General features: G+C 73.9%; 16 protein-coding genes. 11 read left to right on the top strand and 5 right to left on the bottom strand.

The genetic code is table 11. The features are described from left to right. Nucleotides 1-217 precede the first annotated feature (217 nt). The 4 genes from ACFV04_RS38730 (at nt 218) to ACFV04_RS38745 (ending at nt 4,108) form a co-directional block, all read left to right on the top strand. Nucleotides 218-1,636, top strand: a complete 1,419-nt coding sequence (locus ACFV04_RS38730) for a sensor histidine kinase (RefSeq protein WP_380535706.1) — start codon at nt 218-220, stop codon at nt 1,634-1,636. Beyond that, on the top strand, nt 1,633-2,310 hold the full coding sequence (locus ACFV04_RS38735; protein ID WP_380339529.1) for a response regulator: 678 nt from the start codon (nt 1,633-1,635) through the stop codon (nt 2,308-2,310). The genes ACFV04_RS38730 and ACFV04_RS38735 overlap by 4 nt, the downstream gene beginning before the upstream one ends. A 214-nt stretch (nt 2,311-2,524) precedes the next feature. Beyond that, on the top strand, nt 2,525-3,181 hold the full coding sequence (locus ACFV04_RS38740; protein WP_380339532.1) for a hypothetical protein: 657 nt from the start codon (nt 2,525-2,527) through the stop codon (nt 3,179-3,181). Nucleotides 3,182-3,751: 570 nt separating this feature from the next. After that, a complete protein-coding gene (locus ACFV04_RS38745) occupies nt 3,752-4,108 on the top strand; it encodes a hypothetical protein (RefSeq protein ID WP_380535708.1) in 357 nt (118 codons plus the stop codon). 246 nt (nt 4,109-4,354) lie between these two features. Here ACFV04_RS38745 and ACFV04_RS38750 read toward each other — a convergent pair whose 3' ends face one another. Further along, nucleotides 4,355-4,519: a hypothetical protein gene (locus ACFV04_RS38750; protein ID WP_380535709.1), complete on the bottom strand. Its 165-nt coding sequence runs from the start codon at nt 4,517-4,519 to the stop codon at nt 4,355-4,357. 295 nt (nt 4,520-4,814) lie between these two features. Then, nucleotides 4,815-5,630 carry an SAM-dependent methyltransferase gene (locus tag ACFV04_RS38755; RefSeq protein WP_380339901.1) on the bottom strand — a complete coding sequence of 272 codons (816 nt, stop codon included), beginning with the start codon at nt 5,628-5,630 and terminating at the stop codon, nt 4,815-4,817. A gap of 377 nt (nt 5,631-6,007) precedes the next feature. Here ACFV04_RS38755 and ACFV04_RS38760 point away from each other — a divergent pair, with 377 nt between their 5' ends. From ACFV04_RS38760 to ACFV04_RS38785, 6 genes are all read left to right on the top strand, one after another. Then, the gene (locus ACFV04_RS38760; RefSeq protein WP_380339538.1) at nt 6,008-6,364 is read left to right on the top strand and encodes a PRC-barrel domain-containing protein; all 357 of its coding nucleotides are present in this window, start codon (nt 6,008-6,010) and stop codon (nt 6,362-6,364) included. Between the two features lie 105 nt (nt 6,365-6,469). Continuing rightward, the gene (locus ACFV04_RS38765) at nt 6,470-6,736 is read left to right on the top strand and encodes a metal-sensitive transcriptional regulator (RefSeq protein WP_360257415.1); all 267 of its coding nucleotides are present in this window, start codon (nt 6,470-6,472) and stop codon (nt 6,734-6,736) included. A 380-nt stretch (nt 6,737-7,116) separates the two neighbouring features. Next, nucleotides 7,117-8,553: an endonuclease/exonuclease/phosphatase family protein gene (locus tag ACFV04_RS38770; protein ID WP_380535710.1), complete on the top strand. Its 1,437-nt coding sequence runs from the start codon at nt 7,117-7,119 to the stop codon at nt 8,551-8,553. A 29-nt stretch (nt 8,554-8,582) separates the two neighbouring features. Continuing rightward, a complete protein-coding gene (locus ACFV04_RS38775; protein WP_380339545.1) occupies nt 8,583-10,580 on the top strand; it encodes a phosphocholine-specific phospholipase C in 1,998 nt (665 codons plus the stop codon). A gap of 89 nt (nt 10,581-10,669) precedes the next feature. Then, nucleotides 10,670-11,143 carry a VOC family protein gene (locus ACFV04_RS38780; RefSeq protein ID WP_380339547.1) on the top strand — a complete coding sequence of 158 codons (474 nt, stop codon included), beginning with the start codon at nt 10,670-10,672 and terminating at the stop codon, nt 11,141-11,143. 4 nt (nt 11,144-11,147) lie between these two features. Next, nucleotides 11,148-11,597: an SRPBCC family protein gene (locus ACFV04_RS38785; protein ID WP_380339550.1), complete on the top strand. Its 450-nt coding sequence runs from the start codon at nt 11,148-11,150 to the stop codon at nt 11,595-11,597. A 131-nt stretch (nt 11,598-11,728) separates the two neighbouring features. Here ACFV04_RS38785 and ACFV04_RS38790 read toward each other — a convergent pair whose 3' ends face one another. From ACFV04_RS38790 to ACFV04_RS38800, 3 genes are all read right to left on the bottom strand, one after another. After that, on the bottom strand, nt 11,729-13,003 hold the full coding sequence (locus tag ACFV04_RS38790; protein ID WP_380339553.1) for an aromatic acid exporter family protein: 1,275 nt from the start codon (nt 13,001-13,003) through the stop codon (nt 11,729-11,731). A gap of 121 nt (nt 13,004-13,124) precedes the next feature. Beyond that, nucleotides 13,125-13,859 carry a polyprenol monophosphomannose synthase gene (locus tag ACFV04_RS38795; protein WP_380339556.1) on the bottom strand — a complete coding sequence of 245 codons (735 nt, stop codon included), beginning with the start codon at nt 13,857-13,859 and terminating at the stop codon, nt 13,125-13,127. Between the two features lie 241 nt (nt 13,860-14,100). Beyond that, complete coding sequence (locus ACFV04_RS38800) at nt 14,101-15,636, bottom strand: N,N-dimethylformamidase beta subunit family domain-containing protein (RefSeq protein ID WP_380535712.1); 1,536 nt, start codon at nt 15,634-15,636, stop codon at nt 14,101-14,103. A gap of 434 nt (nt 15,637-16,070) precedes the next feature. Between ACFV04_RS38800 and ACFV04_RS38805 the strand changes: the two genes are divergently transcribed. Next, a partial coding sequence (locus ACFV04_RS38805; protein WP_380535711.1) for an amino acid transporter occupies nt 16,071-17,956 on the top strand: 1,886 nt, incomplete at its 3' end.

Raw genomic sequence — 17,956 nt, forward strand, 5'->3', positions numbered from 1 at the left:
GCCTCCACGCCACCCGCGCCCCCCCCATGCGCTTTGCGGGTGGGGGGGGCGCCCCCCCCCGGGCGCCCCCCCCCCCCCCCCTGCCCGCCGCCCCCACGGAGGCGGCGCGGCACGAACTGGCGGAGCCCGGCGAGGGTGCGGCCAGGGCACCCCGACCCTCAGGGCACCCCGCCCCAGGGCCCCCGACCCCCGGGGCCCCGACCCGGAGAGCACGAGCATGACCACCACCTGGCAGCGCCTGCGCCGCGACCACCCCCGGCTGCTCGACGCCGTCGGCGGAGCGGCGATGATCACGGTCACCGCGCTCGGCGCCACCATCGACCAGACCGGCGGCCACCTCACCCCGTTCGACCCGACCACCGGCGTCATCGCGATGGTCTCCGCCGCCGCCGTGTTCGCCCACCGCCGCCACCCGCGCGCGGTGGTCGCGGTCACGCTGCTCTGCACGATGACGCTCGCCTGGGCCAGCCCCCGGCTCACCCCCACGCTGGCCACCCCGCTGCTGCTCGCCCTCTACTTCCTCGCCATGCGCACCGACCGCGCCACCGCGCTGCGCGCCTCGATCGCCACCGCCGTCCTGCTCACCGGGATATCGCTGCTGTTCGGCTCCGGCGGCCCGATCGGCGAACGCCTCGGCGTCCTCGCCTGGGCCCTGCTGCCCGGCGCCATCGGCGACTCCGTCCGCAACCGCCGCGCCCACCTCGCGGCCATCGAGGAACGCGCCGAACGCGCCGAACGCACCCGGGAGGAGGAGGCCCTGCGCCGGGTCGCCGACGAGCGGATCCGGATCGCCCGCGACCTGCACGACGTGGTCGCCCACCACATCGCCCTCGCCAACGCCCAGGCCGGCATCGCCGTGCACCTCATGGACAACCACCCCGTCCAGGCCCGCGAGGTACTCAGCCACATCACCGACGCGACCGGCTCGGCCCTGCAGGAGCTGCGCGCCACCGTCGGCCTGCTGCGCCGCGCGGAGGAGCCCGCCCCGCTCGAACCCACCCCGGGCCTCGACCGGCTGTCCGAACTGATCGGCTCCTTCGAGCGGGCCGGACTGCCGGTCCGGCTCACCGTCCGGGGCGAGCCCCGGCCGCTGTCGCCCGGGGTCGACCTCACCGCCTTCCGGATCGTCCAGGAGTCGCTGACCAACATTGCCAAGCACGCGCACGGCGCCGACGCCGAGATCACCCTCGCCTACAGCGGCAGCCGGGTCTCGGTCAGCGTCGCCAACGGCCGTCCGACCGCGACCGGGCGCCCCCGCGCCGCGCCGCTGCCCCAGCCCGTCCCGGGCGAGAGCGGCTTCGGCCTGATCGGCATGCGCGAGCGGGCCGGCGCGGTCGGCGGCCGGCTCAGCGCCGACCCGCGGTCCGACGGCGGCTACCTGGTCACCGCCGAGCTGCCGCTGCGCACCGGCGCCCGTGACGACGGCCCCGCCCGCTCGGGCGCGGTCGACGGGCCCGGGACCGAGCACCGGGCCGGGGCAGGGGCCGGGGGACAAGATCACGCCGTTCGGGGCACCGGCCTCCCCTCACTGGGCGGCCCCCGTACGGCGCGCGCCGCCCGTACGCACGAAGCCGAAGGACCGGACCGCGCCGCCCGGCCGGCCCGCGCCGCCCGAGAGGACAGGGACCACGCATGACCATCCGGGTACTGCTCGCCGACGACCAGGCACTGCTGCGCGGAGCCTTCCGGATGCTGATCGACGCGGAGGAGGACATGGAGGTGGTCGGCGAGGCCGCCGACGGGCGCGAGGCCGTCGAGCTCGCCCGGGCCACCAGGCCCGACGTCGTGCTGATGGACATCCGGATGCCCGGTGCCGACGGCCTCGGCGCCACCGCCGCGATCTGCGGGGACGAGGAGCTCTCCGGCACCCGGGTGCTCATCCTCACCACCTTCGAGATCGACGAGTACGTCGCCCAGGCGCTGCGCGCGGGCGCCGGCGGCTTCCTCGGCAAGGGCGCCGACCCGAAGGAACTGCTCGCCGCCGTGCGCACCGTGGCGGCCGGCGACGCCTTGCTCTCGCCCGCCGCGACCCGGGCCGTGATCGACCGGCTCCTGGCCCAGCCCGACCGCGGCGCCGACGGTGCGGCGAGCGAGCGGCTGGCCGTCCTCACCGCCCGCGAGCGCGAGGTGATGTCGATGGCCGCCACCGGCCTCACCAACGAGGAGATCGCGGAGCGGATGTTCGTCAGCCCCTTCACCGTCCGCACCCACGTGCACCGGGCGATGTCCAAGCTCGACGCCCGGGACCGCGCCCAACTCGTAGCGATCGCCTACCAGTCCGGCCTGGTCCCGCCCGGCCGCCCGTCCTGACCGCGACGGCGGCCGGTACCGGGGCGACCCGGACCGTACGGGGGTGTACCCGAGGTCGGGCAGGACCGGCCGACTCGCGCCATTTGGGCCGATTGTGGACTGAGGGTTCGTCATATTTCCGCGCTGGAAAGCGATCAAGTTCCTGGCCTGGCCGAAAACCGCCTCCGAACTGGTGTATCGGCGAGTAGTCTGCCGATGACTCAGAATGAGGAGGATGTTCGTGGAAACCAAGGACACGGCAGGCGAGGTGCGGATTCTCCAGCCGTTGCCCGGGCGTACGGCGGACGAATCGCAGGCGTTCGACACTCGGCTCGCGCGTCTGCTCCGCCTGCTCGGGGCCGAGGTCGCACCTGGACCCGACTACCAGAGTTCGGCTCGATGGGAGGTCCACAAGGCGGTAGCCGGACGGTCCCAGCTGCCAGAGGAGTACTTCGAGGCACTGCTGGAGGCGGCGGTCCACGACCCCAACCCGAGCTTCAATCGGCGCTTCGTCGAGCCCGCCCTGCTCGCCTTCGGGCAGCGCCGGGTCCGCCTCGCCCTGCTGGGTTACCTCCGTACCGGCACCAACCCGGAGCGGGCGGGAGCCGCGCGGGCCTGGTACTGGACGGCCCTGTCGGTCGGGGACGGCAGCAACGGCGCCGCCGCCGACGAAGGCGCGAGCGTGCGGGACACCTGGTACGAGACCGCGCTGCGGGAGTTCGTGGCCAACCAGGACCTGGACGTCCGCCGCTGCATCCTCCCCGGCCTCCCGCTCGTGCTCCGCGCCTACCCGGCGGAGCTGCACGGCCTGGTCGAGGCGGCGGTCGCGATCGCCCGCTCGCACCCCGACGAGTACATCCGGCACCGCGCCGAGATCCAGGTCGGCCTCTGACCGCAGGACGTCCACGCTCCGGGTGCACACGTCGACGCGTGCACCCGGAGCGGCATTTCCCGCCCGGCCGATCAATTCGCCCACGATTCGGCGAATCGCGCGCCAACCGGATTTCTCCGCCCCGATTCGTGAACTCGCCGTCCGGTCATGACAATTCCGGTCGACCGTCGACGAACCCGGGGCCCTGCCGTCATGGCGGGACGGCCGAAGACCTGAAGCCCGCGGCCAGGACGACCGAGGCCGTCGACGTCCAACTCCTCGAAACCGCCGGCATCCGTCCGCTCGAAACCCCCGCACCGCCCCTCCCCGAGACCGAGCGGGCCGCGATGGACCGTGCCCGGGCGGCAGCTCGTCCGGGCCGGCACCGGGCTCTTCGGCGGCCCGGTCGCCGCCTGCACCGGTCTCGTGCAGGACGGCCCGACACGCTCGCCGGGCACTGGGCGCGGATCGGCTACCGCCGCTTCGCCCCGCGCCTCGTCCCGGGCGCCACCAGCCGGGTGGGCTCGTTGTACGTCGCCGTCGTCCAACTCGCCGACGACGGCCGGATCCTGGTCGGCCGGACTGGCCCGATTGGCCGGACTGGCCGGACTGGCCGGACTGGCCGGGTGGCCGGATGGCAGGTCCGACCGCCTGCCCCGGCTGCTGGGGCCTGCCCGGCGGCTGCGTCGAACCGCCCCGCTCGGCGAACCCCTCGACCCGCCCGCGCTGCGCCGCCACGCCGCCCGGGAACTCGTCGAGGAGACGGGCGTGTCCACGCCCCGGGAACCCCTCACCCGCTGGCCGCTCGTCCGCAGCGAGCACGGCAGCGTCGGCGTGCTCCACCTCGCCCCGCCCGTGCCGGCCGGGAACCGGCCGCGCGCCACACGGAGTTGTGCGCCGCCCATCGGTCACTCGGCGCGGAGCCCGAGTTCGACCGGATCGCCCTGATCGGCTCGCAGACCGAGGCCGCCGCCCTCCCCGGCCCGCACGCGGACCTCCTCGGGCCGGTGCTGCGCCGCCTCTTCGCCGGTCGAGTGCTTCGGGCGGACGCCGGAACGCCTGGGGCACCAGGATGCGGGTTCGCCGGGCCGCCGGTACGCGGAGCCCCGCCCGCGGGAGGGCGACCCGGAGGGCCGTCGTCGGTGCGGGCGGGGCTCGGTCGACCCTACGGTCGGTGCGTGCGGCCGACGCGACTCACTTCGCGTTCACGACGGTGAGGATGAAGTGGTCGCCGGCCACGACCTGCGACGACGCGGTGCCCCGGACCGCGGCGGCCGAGGTGATCGCCAGGCCCGCGGCGGCGAGGGCAGCGGTCGCGACCGTGGTGATGACGAGACGGCCGATCAACGTGCGCTTCATCGCTGCTCCTTGAGATCTGATGGTCCTGCAGAGACGGCTGAAGCATCGTCCAACGACCTTGCGGCGCGGTGTGGCCGCAAACGTAGCGAGCCGAGTCGATGCTCTCGCGGCGCACGAGCTCCGGTAGCTTCTGCCACTCACGGTCGTGTCGGTGGCCGCGCAGGAAGTCGGCAGGTTCGACTTCCCGCGCAGCCACCCGGGGTGTTCGGTGCCCCGGGTGGGGGCCGATGCGGGGTGTCCGAGGCCGAGACTGCCGCCGGTGGCCGGGCAGGCCACACGCCTCATGGGTCACGGCTCAGGGCTTGCGGGCCACCGCTCCGTACATGCTCACGCGCTCGGCGCCCGCGGTCGGGGGAGTGTCGGGGCGCCAGAGCGGGACGGTGACCACGCCCGGGTCGAGGAGGTCGAGGCCGTCGAAGAAGGCGTGCACCTCGGCCCGGCTGCGGCCGACCAGCGGGGCGGTGGCCTTGTCGTAGACACCGGTGACGCGGTCGCGGACCGCGGCCGGGATGAAGTCGGCGGTGCCGTGGGAGAGGACGAGGTGGCTGCCGGAGGGCAGGGCGTCCAGCAGGGTGGCGACGGCCCGGTACGGCTCGTCCTCGTCGCGCAGGAAGTGGAGGACGGCGGCGAGGACGAGGCCGACGGGGCGCGAGAAGTCGAGGAGGTCCGCGGCGCGAACGGCGTCCAGCAGGGGCTCGGGCTGTCGCAGGTCGGCCTGGATGACGGTGGTGCGGCCGTGGCCCGCGCCGGCCATCAGGGCGCGGGCGTGGCTGAGCACGATCGGGTCGTTGTCGACGTAGACGACGCGGGCGTCCGGGTCGGCGGCCTGGGCGATCTCGTGGGTGTTGCCGGCCGTCGGGATGCCGGTGCCGATGTCGAGGAACTGGTCGGTGCCGAGGTCGGCGACGCAGCGCACGGCGCGGGTCAGGAAGCCCCGGTTGGCGCGGGCGGTGGACCGGAACTCGGGGTTGGCGGCGAGGGCCTTCTCGGCGGCGGCGCGGTCTGCGGGGAAGTTGTCCTTCCCGCCGAGGTAGTAGTCGTACATCCGGGCCGGGTGCGGGATGTCGGGCCGCAGGTCGGCCGCGGCTCCGGCCCCGCCGGGTGCCCACATGTCCTCGTATCCCACGGCTGCCGCCCTTCGCCCGGACACTCTGCCCGCAAAAGTCTGATGATCTACTCACGGCCTTGCTGGCGGACAGCCTAAAGGCCGGGTCAAGGCGCCGGTACCGGTAGGTCGGGTCGCCCCCGTATGTCCTTTTCGTCGCCCCGTGCGCCCCACCCGGCCTCGGGGGGGCATGCGGGCGGCACCGGACGGGCGCACCGCCGACGTCACGAGGCCCCGGGCGCCGCTCGCACCCGCCGCTCGCCGCCGTCGCGCGTCGCCGTCGCCGCGCACACCCGCGTCCCACCGCGCGGCCCTGCCCGTCCCGGCGGAGGATGGGAGCCTCGGGGCAGTGACACATCGGGCGACGGGAGGTCCGGGCCGTGGTGATCGCAATGGCAGACATCCGCGAGTGGCGCGGCCACTCCGTGGTCGACCAGAAGAGCCGCCGCATCGGCTCGCTGGAGTCCGTCTACGTCGAGACGGTCAGCGACGAGGCGTTCTTCGCCACCGTGACGGTCGGCTGGGCCGGGCGCCGCCGCCTGGTGTTCGTCCCGCTGGAGGGGGCCGTGGTCGGGCCGGACTACGTCCGGGTGGCGTACGGGCGGAACCGGGTCAAGCAGGCGCCGGCGATCGGCACCGACGACGTCCTGCCCGCCGAGGACGAGCCCGCGGTGTTCGCGCACTACGAGCTTCCGTACGCGACCGGCGCCGGTGGCGAGCGCCGCCTCGCCCGTCGCTGAGGGGTCGCGGGGTGGTGCGGTCGCCACGGCCTCGGTCCACCGGGGAATGAATACCCCACCGGGTACACTTGTCCATCGACAGTCGATGTGAAAGGCGGCCCCGACATGCAGGTGGACGAGGAAGCGGTCGGCGCGGTCCTGAACCGGCTGCGTCGTGCCCAGGGCCAGTTGGCCGGAGTGATCGCGATGATCGAGGCGGGCCGGGACTGCAAGGACGTGGTCACCCAGCTCGCCGCCGTCTCGCGCGCCCTTGACCGGGCCGGGTTCAAGATCGTCGCCAGCGGCATGCGCCAGTGCATGGCCGTCGCCGACGAGGAGGCCCCGCCGATGAGCGAGGCCGAGCTGGAGAAGCTGTTCCTCGCCCTGGCCTGACGCGCTGGCTCGCTCTGCCCTGCCCTGCCCTGACGCCCTGCCCCGGCGGCCTGGCTCGGCGAGTCCTCCGAGAGGCGCGAACGAGCCTGGTTGCACGTACCGGAGGGTCGCGACGGTTCATCCGTCGCGGCCCTCTTCGCATGCCCGCTGAAGTTCCCGTGCCGCCCGATGACCCGTCACGCATCGTTCATGTCCCGGTCGCTGGCTTCCGGGTGAATGAGGCCGCCCGCAGTTGTACAGCCAACTGTGCGGACAGCCCGCAACTGCCCGTACAGCCGACCGCGGTGAACCCTCCCTCCCTGACTCCGTGACCAGCCGTACCCGACCCCGTGAACCGTCCCCCGGCGGACCGGGCCCCGGGTGCGGCGGACAGGACAATCGTGGCCGCAGGCAGCGCCCTGACCCTCACCTCATCCTCCGACCCCACCGAAGGCGACCGGCTCACCTTCCACTGGAGCACCGACGCCCCCGACGCCAAGAACTGGGTCGGCATCTACGACGGCAGCCGTCAGCCCGGTACCGGCTCCTCGCTGTTGTGGAAGTACACCCCGGACGCCGCCGGTGACGTCCAGCTCGACACCTCCGCGCTGACCGGCGGCCCGTACACCGCCTACCTGCTCGCCAAGGACGGCTACGGCATCCTCGCCCGGACCGCCCCGTTCAGTTTCCGCCCCAAGCCCGCGGTCGTCCGCCCGCACGCCGCCGTCGACGCCCTCACCGCCACGCCGGTTGCCCCGGGCGCCGCCGTGCAGGTCAAGCTCGGCGGCCTCTGGTCCCGCCCGGCCGGCAACGTGCCCGGCTCCGCGACCTTCCGCAAGGTCAGCGGCCCGGCCTGGGCGTCCGTCAGCGCCGACGGCACGCTCACCGGCACCGCGCCCGCCACCACGGGCAGGAACCCCGAGGTGGTCGTCGTCGGCGTCAAGGACGGCGCGGGCGCCGTGGACACCGTCACCGTGCTGGTACCCGTCGTCGACCCGGCGGCCAAGCCCCGCCTCAAGGCCGCCAGTTGGAACCTGCACAACGCGGGCGCGGCCTACACCGACGCGCTGGAGAAGCAGCTGCGCGTGGTCCTCGCCCAGGGCCTGGACGTGCTGGCCCTCCAGGAGACAGCGGGGGAGCGCGCCAGGACCCTGGCCGACGCCCTCGGCTGGTACGCCTACCAGAGCCCCGGCAGCGTCGGCATCCTCAGCCGCCACCCGCTCGCCGACGTCACCCCGCCGACCGCCGACCTGCCCGCCGCCGCGGCCACCCTCCAGCTGCCCGGCGGCCGTGCCGTCCGCTTCTGGGCCGCCCACCTGGACGAGGCGGGCTACGGCCCGTACGCGGTGCAGGACGGCGGCACCGCCGCCCAGGCCGTGGCCGCCGAGAACGGCTCGCTGCGGCTGAAGCAGGCCAAGGCGCTCGCCGCCGCCGTGCGCGCGGACGCCGCCCGGGGCGTCCCGGTCGTCCTGGCCGGCGCGCTCGCCTCGCCCTCCCACCTGGACTGGACGGCCGCCACCGCCGCCGCGCACGGTGGGGTCGGCCCGCTCGACTGGCCGGTCACCGTGGCGCTGCAGGCCGCCGGACTGACCGACACCTTCCGCGAGGAGAACCGCGACCCGGCCAAGGCCCCGGGCGTCACCTGGTCGCCCACCCGCAAGCGGCGCGGCGACCGGCCGGAGCCGCAGGACCGGATCGACTACGTGCAGTACGCCGGCCCGCTGAAGCTGGTGGAGGCGCACACCCTGGTCGCCGACTGGCCGCAGCCCGAGCCGAACGCGGCCGGCAACGAGTGGCCGTCCGACACCGCCGCCGCCGTCGCCACCTTCCAGCTCTGAGACCCACAGCCCCGAGAGGCCAGTTCGTCATGCCCGAGCTCTCCCGCCGTACCTTCGTCGGCGCCACCGCCGCGGCCGGCGCCACCGCCCTGACCGGTCTGGCCGGCGCGCCGGCCGAGGCCGCCCCGGCCCCCGCGCCCGGCACCACCGCAGCCGCCCCGCTCACCGGCACCGTCAAGGACGTCAAGCACGTCGTCGTCCTGATGCAGGAGAACCGTTCCTTCGACCACTACTTCGGCACCCTCGCCGGCGTCCGCGGCTTCGGCGACAAGCAGGCGCTGCAGTTCCCGGACGGCACCGACGTGTTCCGCCAGCCCGACAGCCGGCGCAGCGACGGTGGCGCGATGCTGCCGTACCGGATGGACACCGACAAGTACAACGCGCAGAACGCCGGCGGCCTCCCGCACGACTGGGCGACCGGCCACCAGGCCATCAACAACGGCGCGATGAACAAGTGGGTCGCCGCCAAGGGCGAGCGCACCATGGGCTACTTCACCCGGGACGACATCCCCTACCAGTTCGCCCTCGCCGACGCGTTCACCGTCTGCGACGCCTACTTCACCTCCCTGGCCGGCCCCACCGACCCCAACCGCCTCTACCTGTGGACCGGCACCTCCGGCCCCGGCCGCGACGGCACCACCGGCCCGTGGATCGACAACACCCCGGTCACCGACAACCCCGTCGCCGACTGGACCACCTACGCCGAGCGCCTGCAGGCGGCCGGCGTCACCTGGCGCGTCTACCACAACCCCAGCAAGGACGACCGCACCGGCGACTACGACGACAACGCGCTCTCCTACTTCAAGCAGTTCCACGCGTTCGGGCCCGACGACCCGCGCTACGTCAACGCGATGACCAAGTTCGACCCGGCCGACTTCGACCGCCACTGCAAGGACGGCACCCTGCCGACCGTCTCCTGGCTCGTCGCGCCCTACCTGTTCTCCGAGCACCCGGAGGCCGGCCCGGCCTACGGCGCGCACTGGGTCGACCAGGCGCTGCAGTCGCTGATGTCCAACCCGGACGTCTGGCGGCACACCGTCTTCCTGGTCATGTACGACGAGAACGACGGCTACTTCGACCACATGGTCCCGCCGACCCCCGAGCCCGACACCCCGGAGGAGTTCACCCACGGGCGCGCCATCGGTCTCGGCAACCGCGTCCCGCTCTGGGTCATCTCGCCCTGGTCGCGCGGCGGTTGGGTCAACTCCCAGGTCTTCGACCACACCTCGGTGCTGCGCTTCATGGAGGTCGTCACCGGTGTGGCCGAGCCCAACATCTCGGCCTGGCGCCGGGCCGTCTGCGGCGACCTCACCAGCTGCTTCGACTTCGCCGCCCCCGAGTACTCGATCCCGAAACTGCCCGACACCAAGGCCCTGATGGCCAAGGCCGACGCGGGCGTCAAGCTGCCCGGCGTCGTCCTGCCGGCGGTCGGCGCCCAGTCGATGCCCGTCCAGGAGCGCGGCGAGCGCCCGCACCGCCCGCTGCCGTACCAGCCGTGGGCCGACGCGGAGGTGGACCGGAAGACCGGCAAGGTCACCTGCACCATGACCAACGACGGGTCGGTGGCCTTCCCCTACACCGTCTACCCGAACATCCTGCTCCCCTTCGCGGGCACGCCGTACACCGTCGCCCCCGGCGCCACCGCCCGGTACGTCTGGGACGCGGCCGCCACCAACGGCCGCTACGACTTCACCGTCCACGGCCCGGACGGCTTCGTCCGCCGCTTCTCCGGCACCGTCGTCCGCGACGGGCAGGACGGCCAGAACGACGTCGGCGTGCCGATCGTCACCGCCGACCTGCGCGGTAACGGCCGGTTCACCCTCCAGCTGGCCAACGACGGCATGACCGACGTGGACTTCACTGCCGCGCCCAACGACTTCGCGGGCACCGCGCAGACCGTCCGGGTCAAGCCGGGCAAGCAGGTCGACCTGGCCTGGCCGCTGGACAAGCAGGGCCGCTACGACGTCGTCGTGACCGCCCACACCGGCCGGCGCTTCACCCAGCGCTACGCGGGCTGGGTGCACTGACCCACCTCCCCGCGGCCGGGGGCGCCGAACCGGTGACCCCCGGCCGTGGCTCGGCCCGACCGTCGGACCCCGCCGCTACCGTCGGGCGCATGCAGAAGATCAGCACCTTCCTCTGGTACGACGACCGGGCCGAAGAGGCCGCCGCCCTCTACACCTCGCTGCTCCCCGACTCCCGCATCACGCGCGTCACCCGCAACGGCGAGGCCGGCCCCGGCGCGGCCGGCACGGTCCTGACCGTCGAGTTCGAACTCGCCGGCCGGCCCTACGTGGCCCTCAACGGCGGCCCCCAGTTCACCTTCACCGAAGCCGTCTCGCTCCAGGTGGAGTGCGACGACCAGCGGGAGATCGACGAACTCTGGGCCAAGCTCACCGCCGACGGCGGCGAGCCCGGCCCGTGCGGCTGGCTCAAGGACCGCTTCGGCCTGTCCTGGCAGATCACGCCGCGCGTCCTGCTCGACCTGATCGGCGGTGAGGACCGGGCCAAGGCCGACCGCGTGGTGGCGACCATGCTGCGGATGCAGAAGCTCGACATCCAGCCCCTGCTCGACGCGGCCGGGGACTGACGCCGTGACCGCCCCCACCCACCGCGCCGTCGTCTACCTGCGGGCCACCCCCGAACGGGTCTGGCACGCGCTCACCAACGCCGACGAGTCCGGCCTCTACTGGGGCCACCGCAACGTCTCGACCTGGCTGCCCGGCGCGCCCTGGGAGCACCGGCGCACGGACGGCTCCGGGACCGCCGACGTCGCCGGCACCGTCGAGACGGTCGACCGTCCGCACCGGCTGGTCACCACCTGGGCCGGCCCCGACGAGCGGCGCCCCGGCGGGCCCTCCCGGGTCACCTTCGACCTCGACGGCTGGCAGGACCTCACCCGGCTCACCGTCACCCACGAGGACCTGGCCGACGAGGCCGAACGGGCCGACGCGGAACGGGGCTGGGCGGCGGTGCTCTCCAACCTCAAGACCTACCTGGAGACCGGCCACCCGCTCCCGCAGCCGCCCTGGCTGATGCCGTGAACCGCCAAGCCCCCTGAACCGCCAAGCCCCCTGAACCGCGAAGCCTCCGCAACCTCGACGCCCCCGCAGTCTCGACACCGCGCCGCAGCACACCACCCCGGCCCCGCCGCGCCGGCGGCCCCCGCCGCGGATCAGCGCCCGGCCTCCGCCGCCGGGCGCCCCGTCGTCTCCCGCCGCTTCCGCCCGCGCCGCTCCCGCCACCGCTCGCCGCGGAGGAAGCGGCGCAGCCCGGCGAACCGCGCGAAGCGTTCCCGGTTCGCCACCGACGCCCGGTCCAGCTCCTCCATCAGCCGGCGGCCGCGGTGCTCCAGGTCCAGCTCGTCCAGGATCCGGTCCACCTCGGCCAGCATCGCGCCGTGCAACTGCCAGGCCTCCGGGTGCTCCTGCACCTTGCGCAGCAGCACCTGGGCGACGTTCTCCCGGCAGACCCAGGCCGCCGCCAGCTCGGAGGCGAGCCGGGTCTCCGCCTCCTCCGCGCTGCTGCTCACCTGGGTGGTCACCAGCACCGCGAAGCTCACCAGCGCCCCGCCGACGTGGTCCAGCAGTTCCTCCAGGCCCACCGCGACGTCCGGCGGGAAGAGCCGTTCGCCGGGCGTGCGCCGCTTGGCCAGGTCGGTCAGCGAGCGGGCCAGCACCCGGATCACCACGACGCAGATCTCCAGGGTGTCCAGACCGGTGCGCAGCACCAGCCGGGACAGCAGCCCCTCGCTGATCCGCGGGTTGAGCCGCAGACTGTCCTCGGCCTGCCGGAGCGCGGCGTCCACCTCGGCGATGGCCTGGTCCAGCCGGCGGGCCTCGTGCAGCCGCTCGGCGGCCCGGGCGACCGGGGTGGGGCGGCCCAGTTCGTCGGCGATGTCGAGCAGCAGCTGGCGGGCCCGCCGGGCGAGGTCCTCGATGGACTCCCCGGCGGTGTCCACCCAGACCGGCGGTGCGAAGAGCAGGTTGAACAGCAGGCCGACGGCGGCGCCGATGAGCGTCTCCAGCACCCGGTCCCAGGCCTGCGAGGCCAGTTTGGTGACGCCCAGGATCAGCATCGCGCTGATCGCGACCTCCTGGACGAACTCCTCGACCCGGACGAACCGGCCGACGACCAGCGAGGCCAGGATGATCAGTCCGAGGCTCCACCAGGAGAGCCCGACCACGGCGCTGAAGCCGATGGCGATCAGGACCCCGACGACCACCGAGTTGACCCGGCGCACGCTGGTCTTGAGGGTCGAGTAGACGGTGACCTGGACGACCAGCAGCGCGGTCAGCGGCGCCGTCAGGGGGGCGGGCTCGCTGCTGAGCTGCGTGGCCACCGCGAAGGCGATGGTGGCCGCGACCGTGGCCCGTACGGTCTGGACCACGAAGGGTTCCCGCGCGCTGCGGCGGATCAGGGCCGTGAGGGACTCCGGGAGAAGGGCCATGTCGCCCTTCTTCCCCGTCACCGCCCTTCACACCGCCCCGCGGCCCGCCCGGCACCCGTATGAACCCGTGCGCCCGGTGGGAACGGCGGACACGGCTCGCCAGGCGCTGTCCGGCCGAGCCCTAGTCGCCGCGGTTGAAGCGGAGCTTCCAGGGGGCGAGGGCGGACTCGACCTGCACGCCGACGCTCATCTTCGAGGCGCCCTCGATCCGCTCCTCGAAGCGGATCGGCACCTCGCGGATCGTCAGTCCCCGCTTGACGGCCCGGTAGTTCATCTCGACCTGGAACGAGTAGCCGTTGCTCTGCACGGTCGGCAGGTCGATGGCGCGCAGGGTGCTCGCCCGCCAGGCCTTGAACCCGGCGGTGGCGTCCTTGACGCCCAGACCGAGGATGGTGTTGACGTAAAGGTTGGCCCAGGCGGACAGGGCCTTGCGGTGCCAGGGCCACTCGGCGGCGGTGGAGCCGCCGGTGACGTAGCGGGAGCCGATCACCACGCCGGTGTCGTCGGTGAGCAGGGTCCGCACCATCTCGGGTATCGCGGAGGCCGGGTGCGAGAGGTCGGCGTCCATCTGGACCACGACGTCGGCGCCCTCGGCGAGGGCCCGGTCCATCCCGGCCAGGTAGGCGCGGCCGAGGCCGTTCTTCTCGGTGCGGTGCAGCACGCCGACGGTGCCGCCGGAGTCCGCGGCGAGCTTGTCGGCGATCTCGCCGGTGCCGTCGGGCGAGTTGTCGTCGACCACCAGCAGGTGCAGGTCCGGCAGCGGGAGCTCGGCGAGCAGGCCCGCGAGGACCGGGAGGTTCTCCCGCTCGTTGTACGTGGGGACGACCACAACGACCTTGGGGGAGGCCTCGACCATGTTCTGTTTCCCTCGTGCCCTCGCCGGTCGGCACCCGTGCCGCACCGGTCCGTTCTGCCTGGACGACCTGCGCTGGTTGGACCGTGCGAGTGTATCGGGGCTGCGGGCCTGCTCCGGCCGCGGACGGTGGGCCGGAAGTCCGTTCGATCACGATGGACCGCGGTGGCGGCCCGCCCCGGTCCGGTCGGCCGGCCCGGAGAATGCCCGCGGCGTTCCGTCGGGGGCGGCCGCGCCGGGGCGGTCAGGCCGGGCCGTAGACGGAGCCCAGGTTGTCCCGGGCCGGGTGGGTGAGGGCGGCCGGGCCGGCGGCGAAGGTGCGCAGCACGTTCTCGGTGACCCGGCGGACCAGGTCCCCGGCCCGGGCGTCGATGCCGTGGTCGGCCGGGCCGCCGGGGCCCCGGGCGTCGAGGGTCTCGACCCAGCGCATCGTGCCCGAGGCGAAGACCCCGGCGCCGCTCGGCACGGTGTGGTAGGCGGTGTCGGCGTGGGAGGGGCGGCCCTCGCAGACCACGGGGGAGTGGGCGATCACCTCGATCGGGCGCGGGGTGGGGAAGCCGGTGTCCACCCGGTCGTACTCGACGCCGACCAGGTGCGGGAAGGAGTCCCCGGCCGCGACGCCCGTCCCCTCGAAGGCCCAGTGCCCGGGGGAGGAGACCACGTACGGGGCGTCCACCGGGTAGCCGTCGTAGATCACGCCGAGCATCGAGCTCTCCGGGTCGGCGCCCGGGCCCGCGCGGAAGTCGGTGGTCGCCGGGGCGCCCGCCTGGTGGCCCGGGTCCTGCGCCCAGGCGTCCTTGTAGCAGACCACGGTGCGGTCCGGGCCGAGGTCGGTGGGCTCGAAGCGCACCCGCCGGAAGCAGCAGTTGGCGCCCAGGATCGCCAGGTTGGTCCCGGCGTCGCGGGCCGCGACCACCCCGGCGCGCTGCTCGGGGGACCAGTACTCGTCGTGGCCCAGGGACACGACGGTGGTGGCGCCGGCCAGCAGCTCCGGCGCGCGGGCCACGTCGATGCCGGTGGTGTAGGCGAGCGGCAGGCCCAGCCGCTCGGCGAGGGCGATCAGCGGCGCCTCGTAGACCAGGAACAGCCCGGCGCCGTGGTCGTAGTCGTACGGCCGGTCGAAGACGACCTTCAGCGAACGGGTGGCCAGGCCGCCGGTGGGGCCGTTGTAGAGGCTGTGCCCGCCCCACTCGTTGTAGGCCTGCCAGGTCGCCGGGGCGCTCATGACCACGGTCCGGCCGGTGGTGGTGGCGGAGCGCACGGTGAGCGGGACGTAGCGGTGGCCGGAGCCGTCCTCGGTGTCCAGACGCAGCAGGTAGGCGCCCGCGGGCCAGCCGGCGGTGTCCACGGTGAGGGTGCGCTGCCAGCCGGTCAGCACGGTGCGCGTCGTCGGCTCGACGTGCGGCGCGGGCTGCCCGGTGCCGGGGACGTGCTCGCGGCGCCAGACCAGGCGGGCGCGGGCGCCGCCGTACCAGCCCATCCGGTAGGCGGAGACGGTGAAGGCGCCGGCGGGGGTGGAGACGTGCAGGCCGAAGGGCTCGCCGGGCAGCACGCTGACCCGGTCGGCGAAGCCCTCGATCGCGGAGTCCGGGCCGGGGTCGGTGATCTCCCAGCCGGGAGTGCCGGGCCGGGCCCGTTCGTCCTTCAGGTCGTCCGCAGGCCCGGGGCGCTGCGCGCCGCCGTCGCCCGTGGCGGGGCCGGTGGGCCGGCCGTCGGAGGGGTGCGGGACCGGTGCCGCCTCCGGCTGGCGGGCACCGCAGGAGGCGGCGGCGGCCGCCATCAGACCCAGGCCCAGAATCCCCCGCCGGCTCGGTACCGTCACCGCGGCCTCCCTGTGGTTCGCAGTCGTGCCGGCCGGCCCGTGCCGATCCGGGGCGTCGACCCGGAGTGTCAACCCGGAGCGTCAACGCGCGCGGACATCCTTACCCCGTCCGGCGGCCGCGTCCGGGCCAACGCGCCGGGCCGCCGCACACGGCCGCCCGCAGCCCGCCGTCCGGGGGGCCGTACGGGCGCACCGCGGCGTGTTGCGCCGCGCGGTCCCGGGCCGCGGAGACCGGGTCACCTAGCCTGACCGGGCCCGCCGTCCGGCGGCCGCAGAGGGCCCGGGCCGGCGCGCGGCCGGCCGATTCGTGGACAGGGGTGCACGTGGTCTCGTCGGGTTCGGCCGAACCGGGGGTGCCCTCCCGGACCAGGCGCGGGTGGTTCCGGGCGTGGATGCTCGAAGGCCTGGCGGACATGGCCAAGCAGCACCCCGGCCCGCACGCGCAGGCCCCGCACGTGAAGGGCCAGCGCTGGTGGCGGGTGATGTGCCTGACCGGCCTCGACTACTTCTCCACGCTCGGTTACCAGCCGGGCATCGCCGCCCTCGCGGCCGGCCTGGTCTCGCCGATCGCCACCGTCGTGCTGGTGATCGTCACCCTGCTCGGCGCGCTCCCGGTCTACCGGCGGGTCGCCAAGGAGAGCCCCCACGGCGAGGGCTCGATCGCGATGCTGGAGCGGCTGCTGTCGTTCTGGCAGGGCAAGCTCTTCGTGCTCACCCTGCTGGGCTTCGCGGCTACCGACTTCATGATCACCATCACCCTGTCCGCCGCCGACGCCAGCGCGCACCTGGTGGAGAACCCGCACCTGCACAACGCGCTGACCGGCAAGCAGGTCCTGCTGACCCTGATCATGATCGCCCTGCTCGGCGCGGTCTTCCTCAAGGGCTTCGGCGAGGCCATCGGCCTGGCCGTGGTGCTGGTCGCGGTCTACCTCGCGCTCAACGTCGTCGTGGTGGTCGACGGGCTCTACAACGTGCTCAAGGCCCCGCACCTGTTCAGCGACTGGACCTCGGCACTCCTCGCGGAACACGGCAACGCGCTCGCCGTCGTCGGCGTCGCGCTGATCGTCTTCCCCAAGCTCGCGCTCGGCCTCTCCGGCTTCGAGACCGGCGTCGCCGTGATGCCGCACATCGAGGGCGACCCCGACGACACCGAGGAGAAGCCGACCGGCCGGATCCGGGGCGCCCGCAAGCTGCTCACCACCGCCGCCGCGATCATGAGCTGCTTCCTGATCGCGACCAGTTTCATCACCACGCTGCTCATCCCGCCCGCCGCTTTCGAGCCGGGCGGCGCGGCCAACGGGCGCGCGCTCGCCTACCTCGCCCACGAGTACCTCGGCAGCGCCTTCGGCAGCGTCTACGACCTGTCCACCATCGCCATCCTCTGGTTCGCCGGCGCCTCCGCGATGGCCGGGCTGCTCAACCTGATGCCGCGCTACCTGCCCCGCTACGGCATGGCCCCGCACTGGGCGCGCGCCGTGCGGCCCACCGTCATCGTGCTCACCCTGATCGCCTTCCTGGTCACCTGGCTCTTCGACGCCAACGTGGACGCCCAAGGCGGCGCCTACGCCACCGGTGTCCTGGTCCTGATCAGCTCCGCCGCGATCGCCGTCACCATCGCCGCCCACAAGGCCGGACAGCGCCGCTGGCGGGCCGGCTTCGCCGTGATCGCCGCGGTGTTCCTCTACACCACGGCGGTCAACATCGCCGAGCGGCCGGACGGCGTCAAGATCGGTGCCTGCTTCATCGCGGGCATCATGCTGCTCTCCTTCCTCTCCCGGCTGAAGCGGGCCTTCGAACTACGCGTCACCGACGTGGTGCTGGACGACGTCGCGGAACGGTTCGTCCGGGACTACATGCACCGCCCGCTGCGGCTGATCGCCAACGAGCCGAACAGCCGGGACCTCGCCGAGTACCGCGACAAGATCCGCCAGATCCGCACCGACAACGACATCCCGCCCGAGGACGACCTGGTCTTCGTCGAGGTCACCGTGCTCGACCCGTCGGACTTCGAGGCCGAACTGACCGTGCGCGGCGAGGTGCTGCACGATCGCTACCGGGTGCTGTCGCTGGAGAGCTCCAGCGTGCCCAACGCGCTGGCCGCCCTGCTGCTGCAGGTGCGCGACCTGACCGGGCAGCAGCCGCACATCTACTTCGAGTGGACCGAGGGCAACCCGTTCGCCCAGTTCCTGCGGTTCTTCCTGTTCGGCCAGGGTGAGATCGCACCGGTGACGCGCGAGGTGCTGCGCGAGGCCGAACCGGACCGCCTGCGGCGTCCGTC

Source organism: Kitasatospora sp. NPDC059599 (genome assembly GCF_042735125.1).
GTDB lineage: Bacteria > Actinomycetota > Actinomycetes > Streptomycetales > Streptomycetaceae > Kitasatospora.

Bases quoted from the DNA above. Each gene is read 5' to 3' on its own strand.
- ACFV04_RS38740 (WP_380339532.1), top strand. From the start codon at position 2,525: ATGTTCGTGGAAACCAAGGACACGGCAGGCGAGGTGCGGATTCTCCAG.
- ACFV04_RS38730 (WP_380535706.1), top strand. From the start codon at position 218: ATGACCACCACCTGGCAGCGCCTGCGCCGCGACCACCCCCGGCTGCTC.
- ACFV04_RS38790 (WP_380339553.1), bottom strand. From the start codon at position 13,003: ATGGCCCTTCTCCCGGAGTCCCTCACGGCCCTGATCCGCCGCAGCGCG.
- ACFV04_RS38750 (WP_380535709.1), bottom strand. From the start codon at position 4,519: ATGAAGCGCACGTTGATCGGCCGTCTCGTCATCACCACGGTCGCGACC.
- ACFV04_RS38755 (WP_380339901.1), bottom strand. From the start codon at position 5,630: ATGTGGGCACCCGGCGGGGCCGGAGCCGCGGCCGACCTGCGGCCCGAC.
- ACFV04_RS38765 (WP_360257415.1), top strand. From the start codon at position 6,470: ATGCAGGTGGACGAGGAAGCGGTCGGCGCGGTCCTGAACCGGCTGCGT.
- ACFV04_RS38780 (WP_380339547.1), top strand. From the start codon at position 10,670: ATGCAGAAGATCAGCACCTTCCTCTGGTACGACGACCGGGCCGAAGAG.
- ACFV04_RS38800 (WP_380535712.1), bottom strand. From the start codon at position 15,636: ATGGCGGCCGCCGCCGCCTCCTGCGGTGCCCGCCAGCCGGAGGCGGCA.
- ACFV04_RS38735 (WP_380339529.1), top strand. From the start codon at position 1,633: ATGACCATCCGGGTACTGCTCGCCGACGACCAGGCACTGCTGCGCGGA.
- ACFV04_RS38795 (WP_380339556.1), bottom strand. From the start codon at position 13,859: ATGGTCGAGGCCTCCCCCAAGGTCGTTGTGGTCGTCCCCACGTACAAC.
- ACFV04_RS38775 (WP_380339545.1), top strand. From the start codon at position 8,583: ATGCCCGAGCTCTCCCGCCGTACCTTCGTCGGCGCCACCGCCGCGGCC.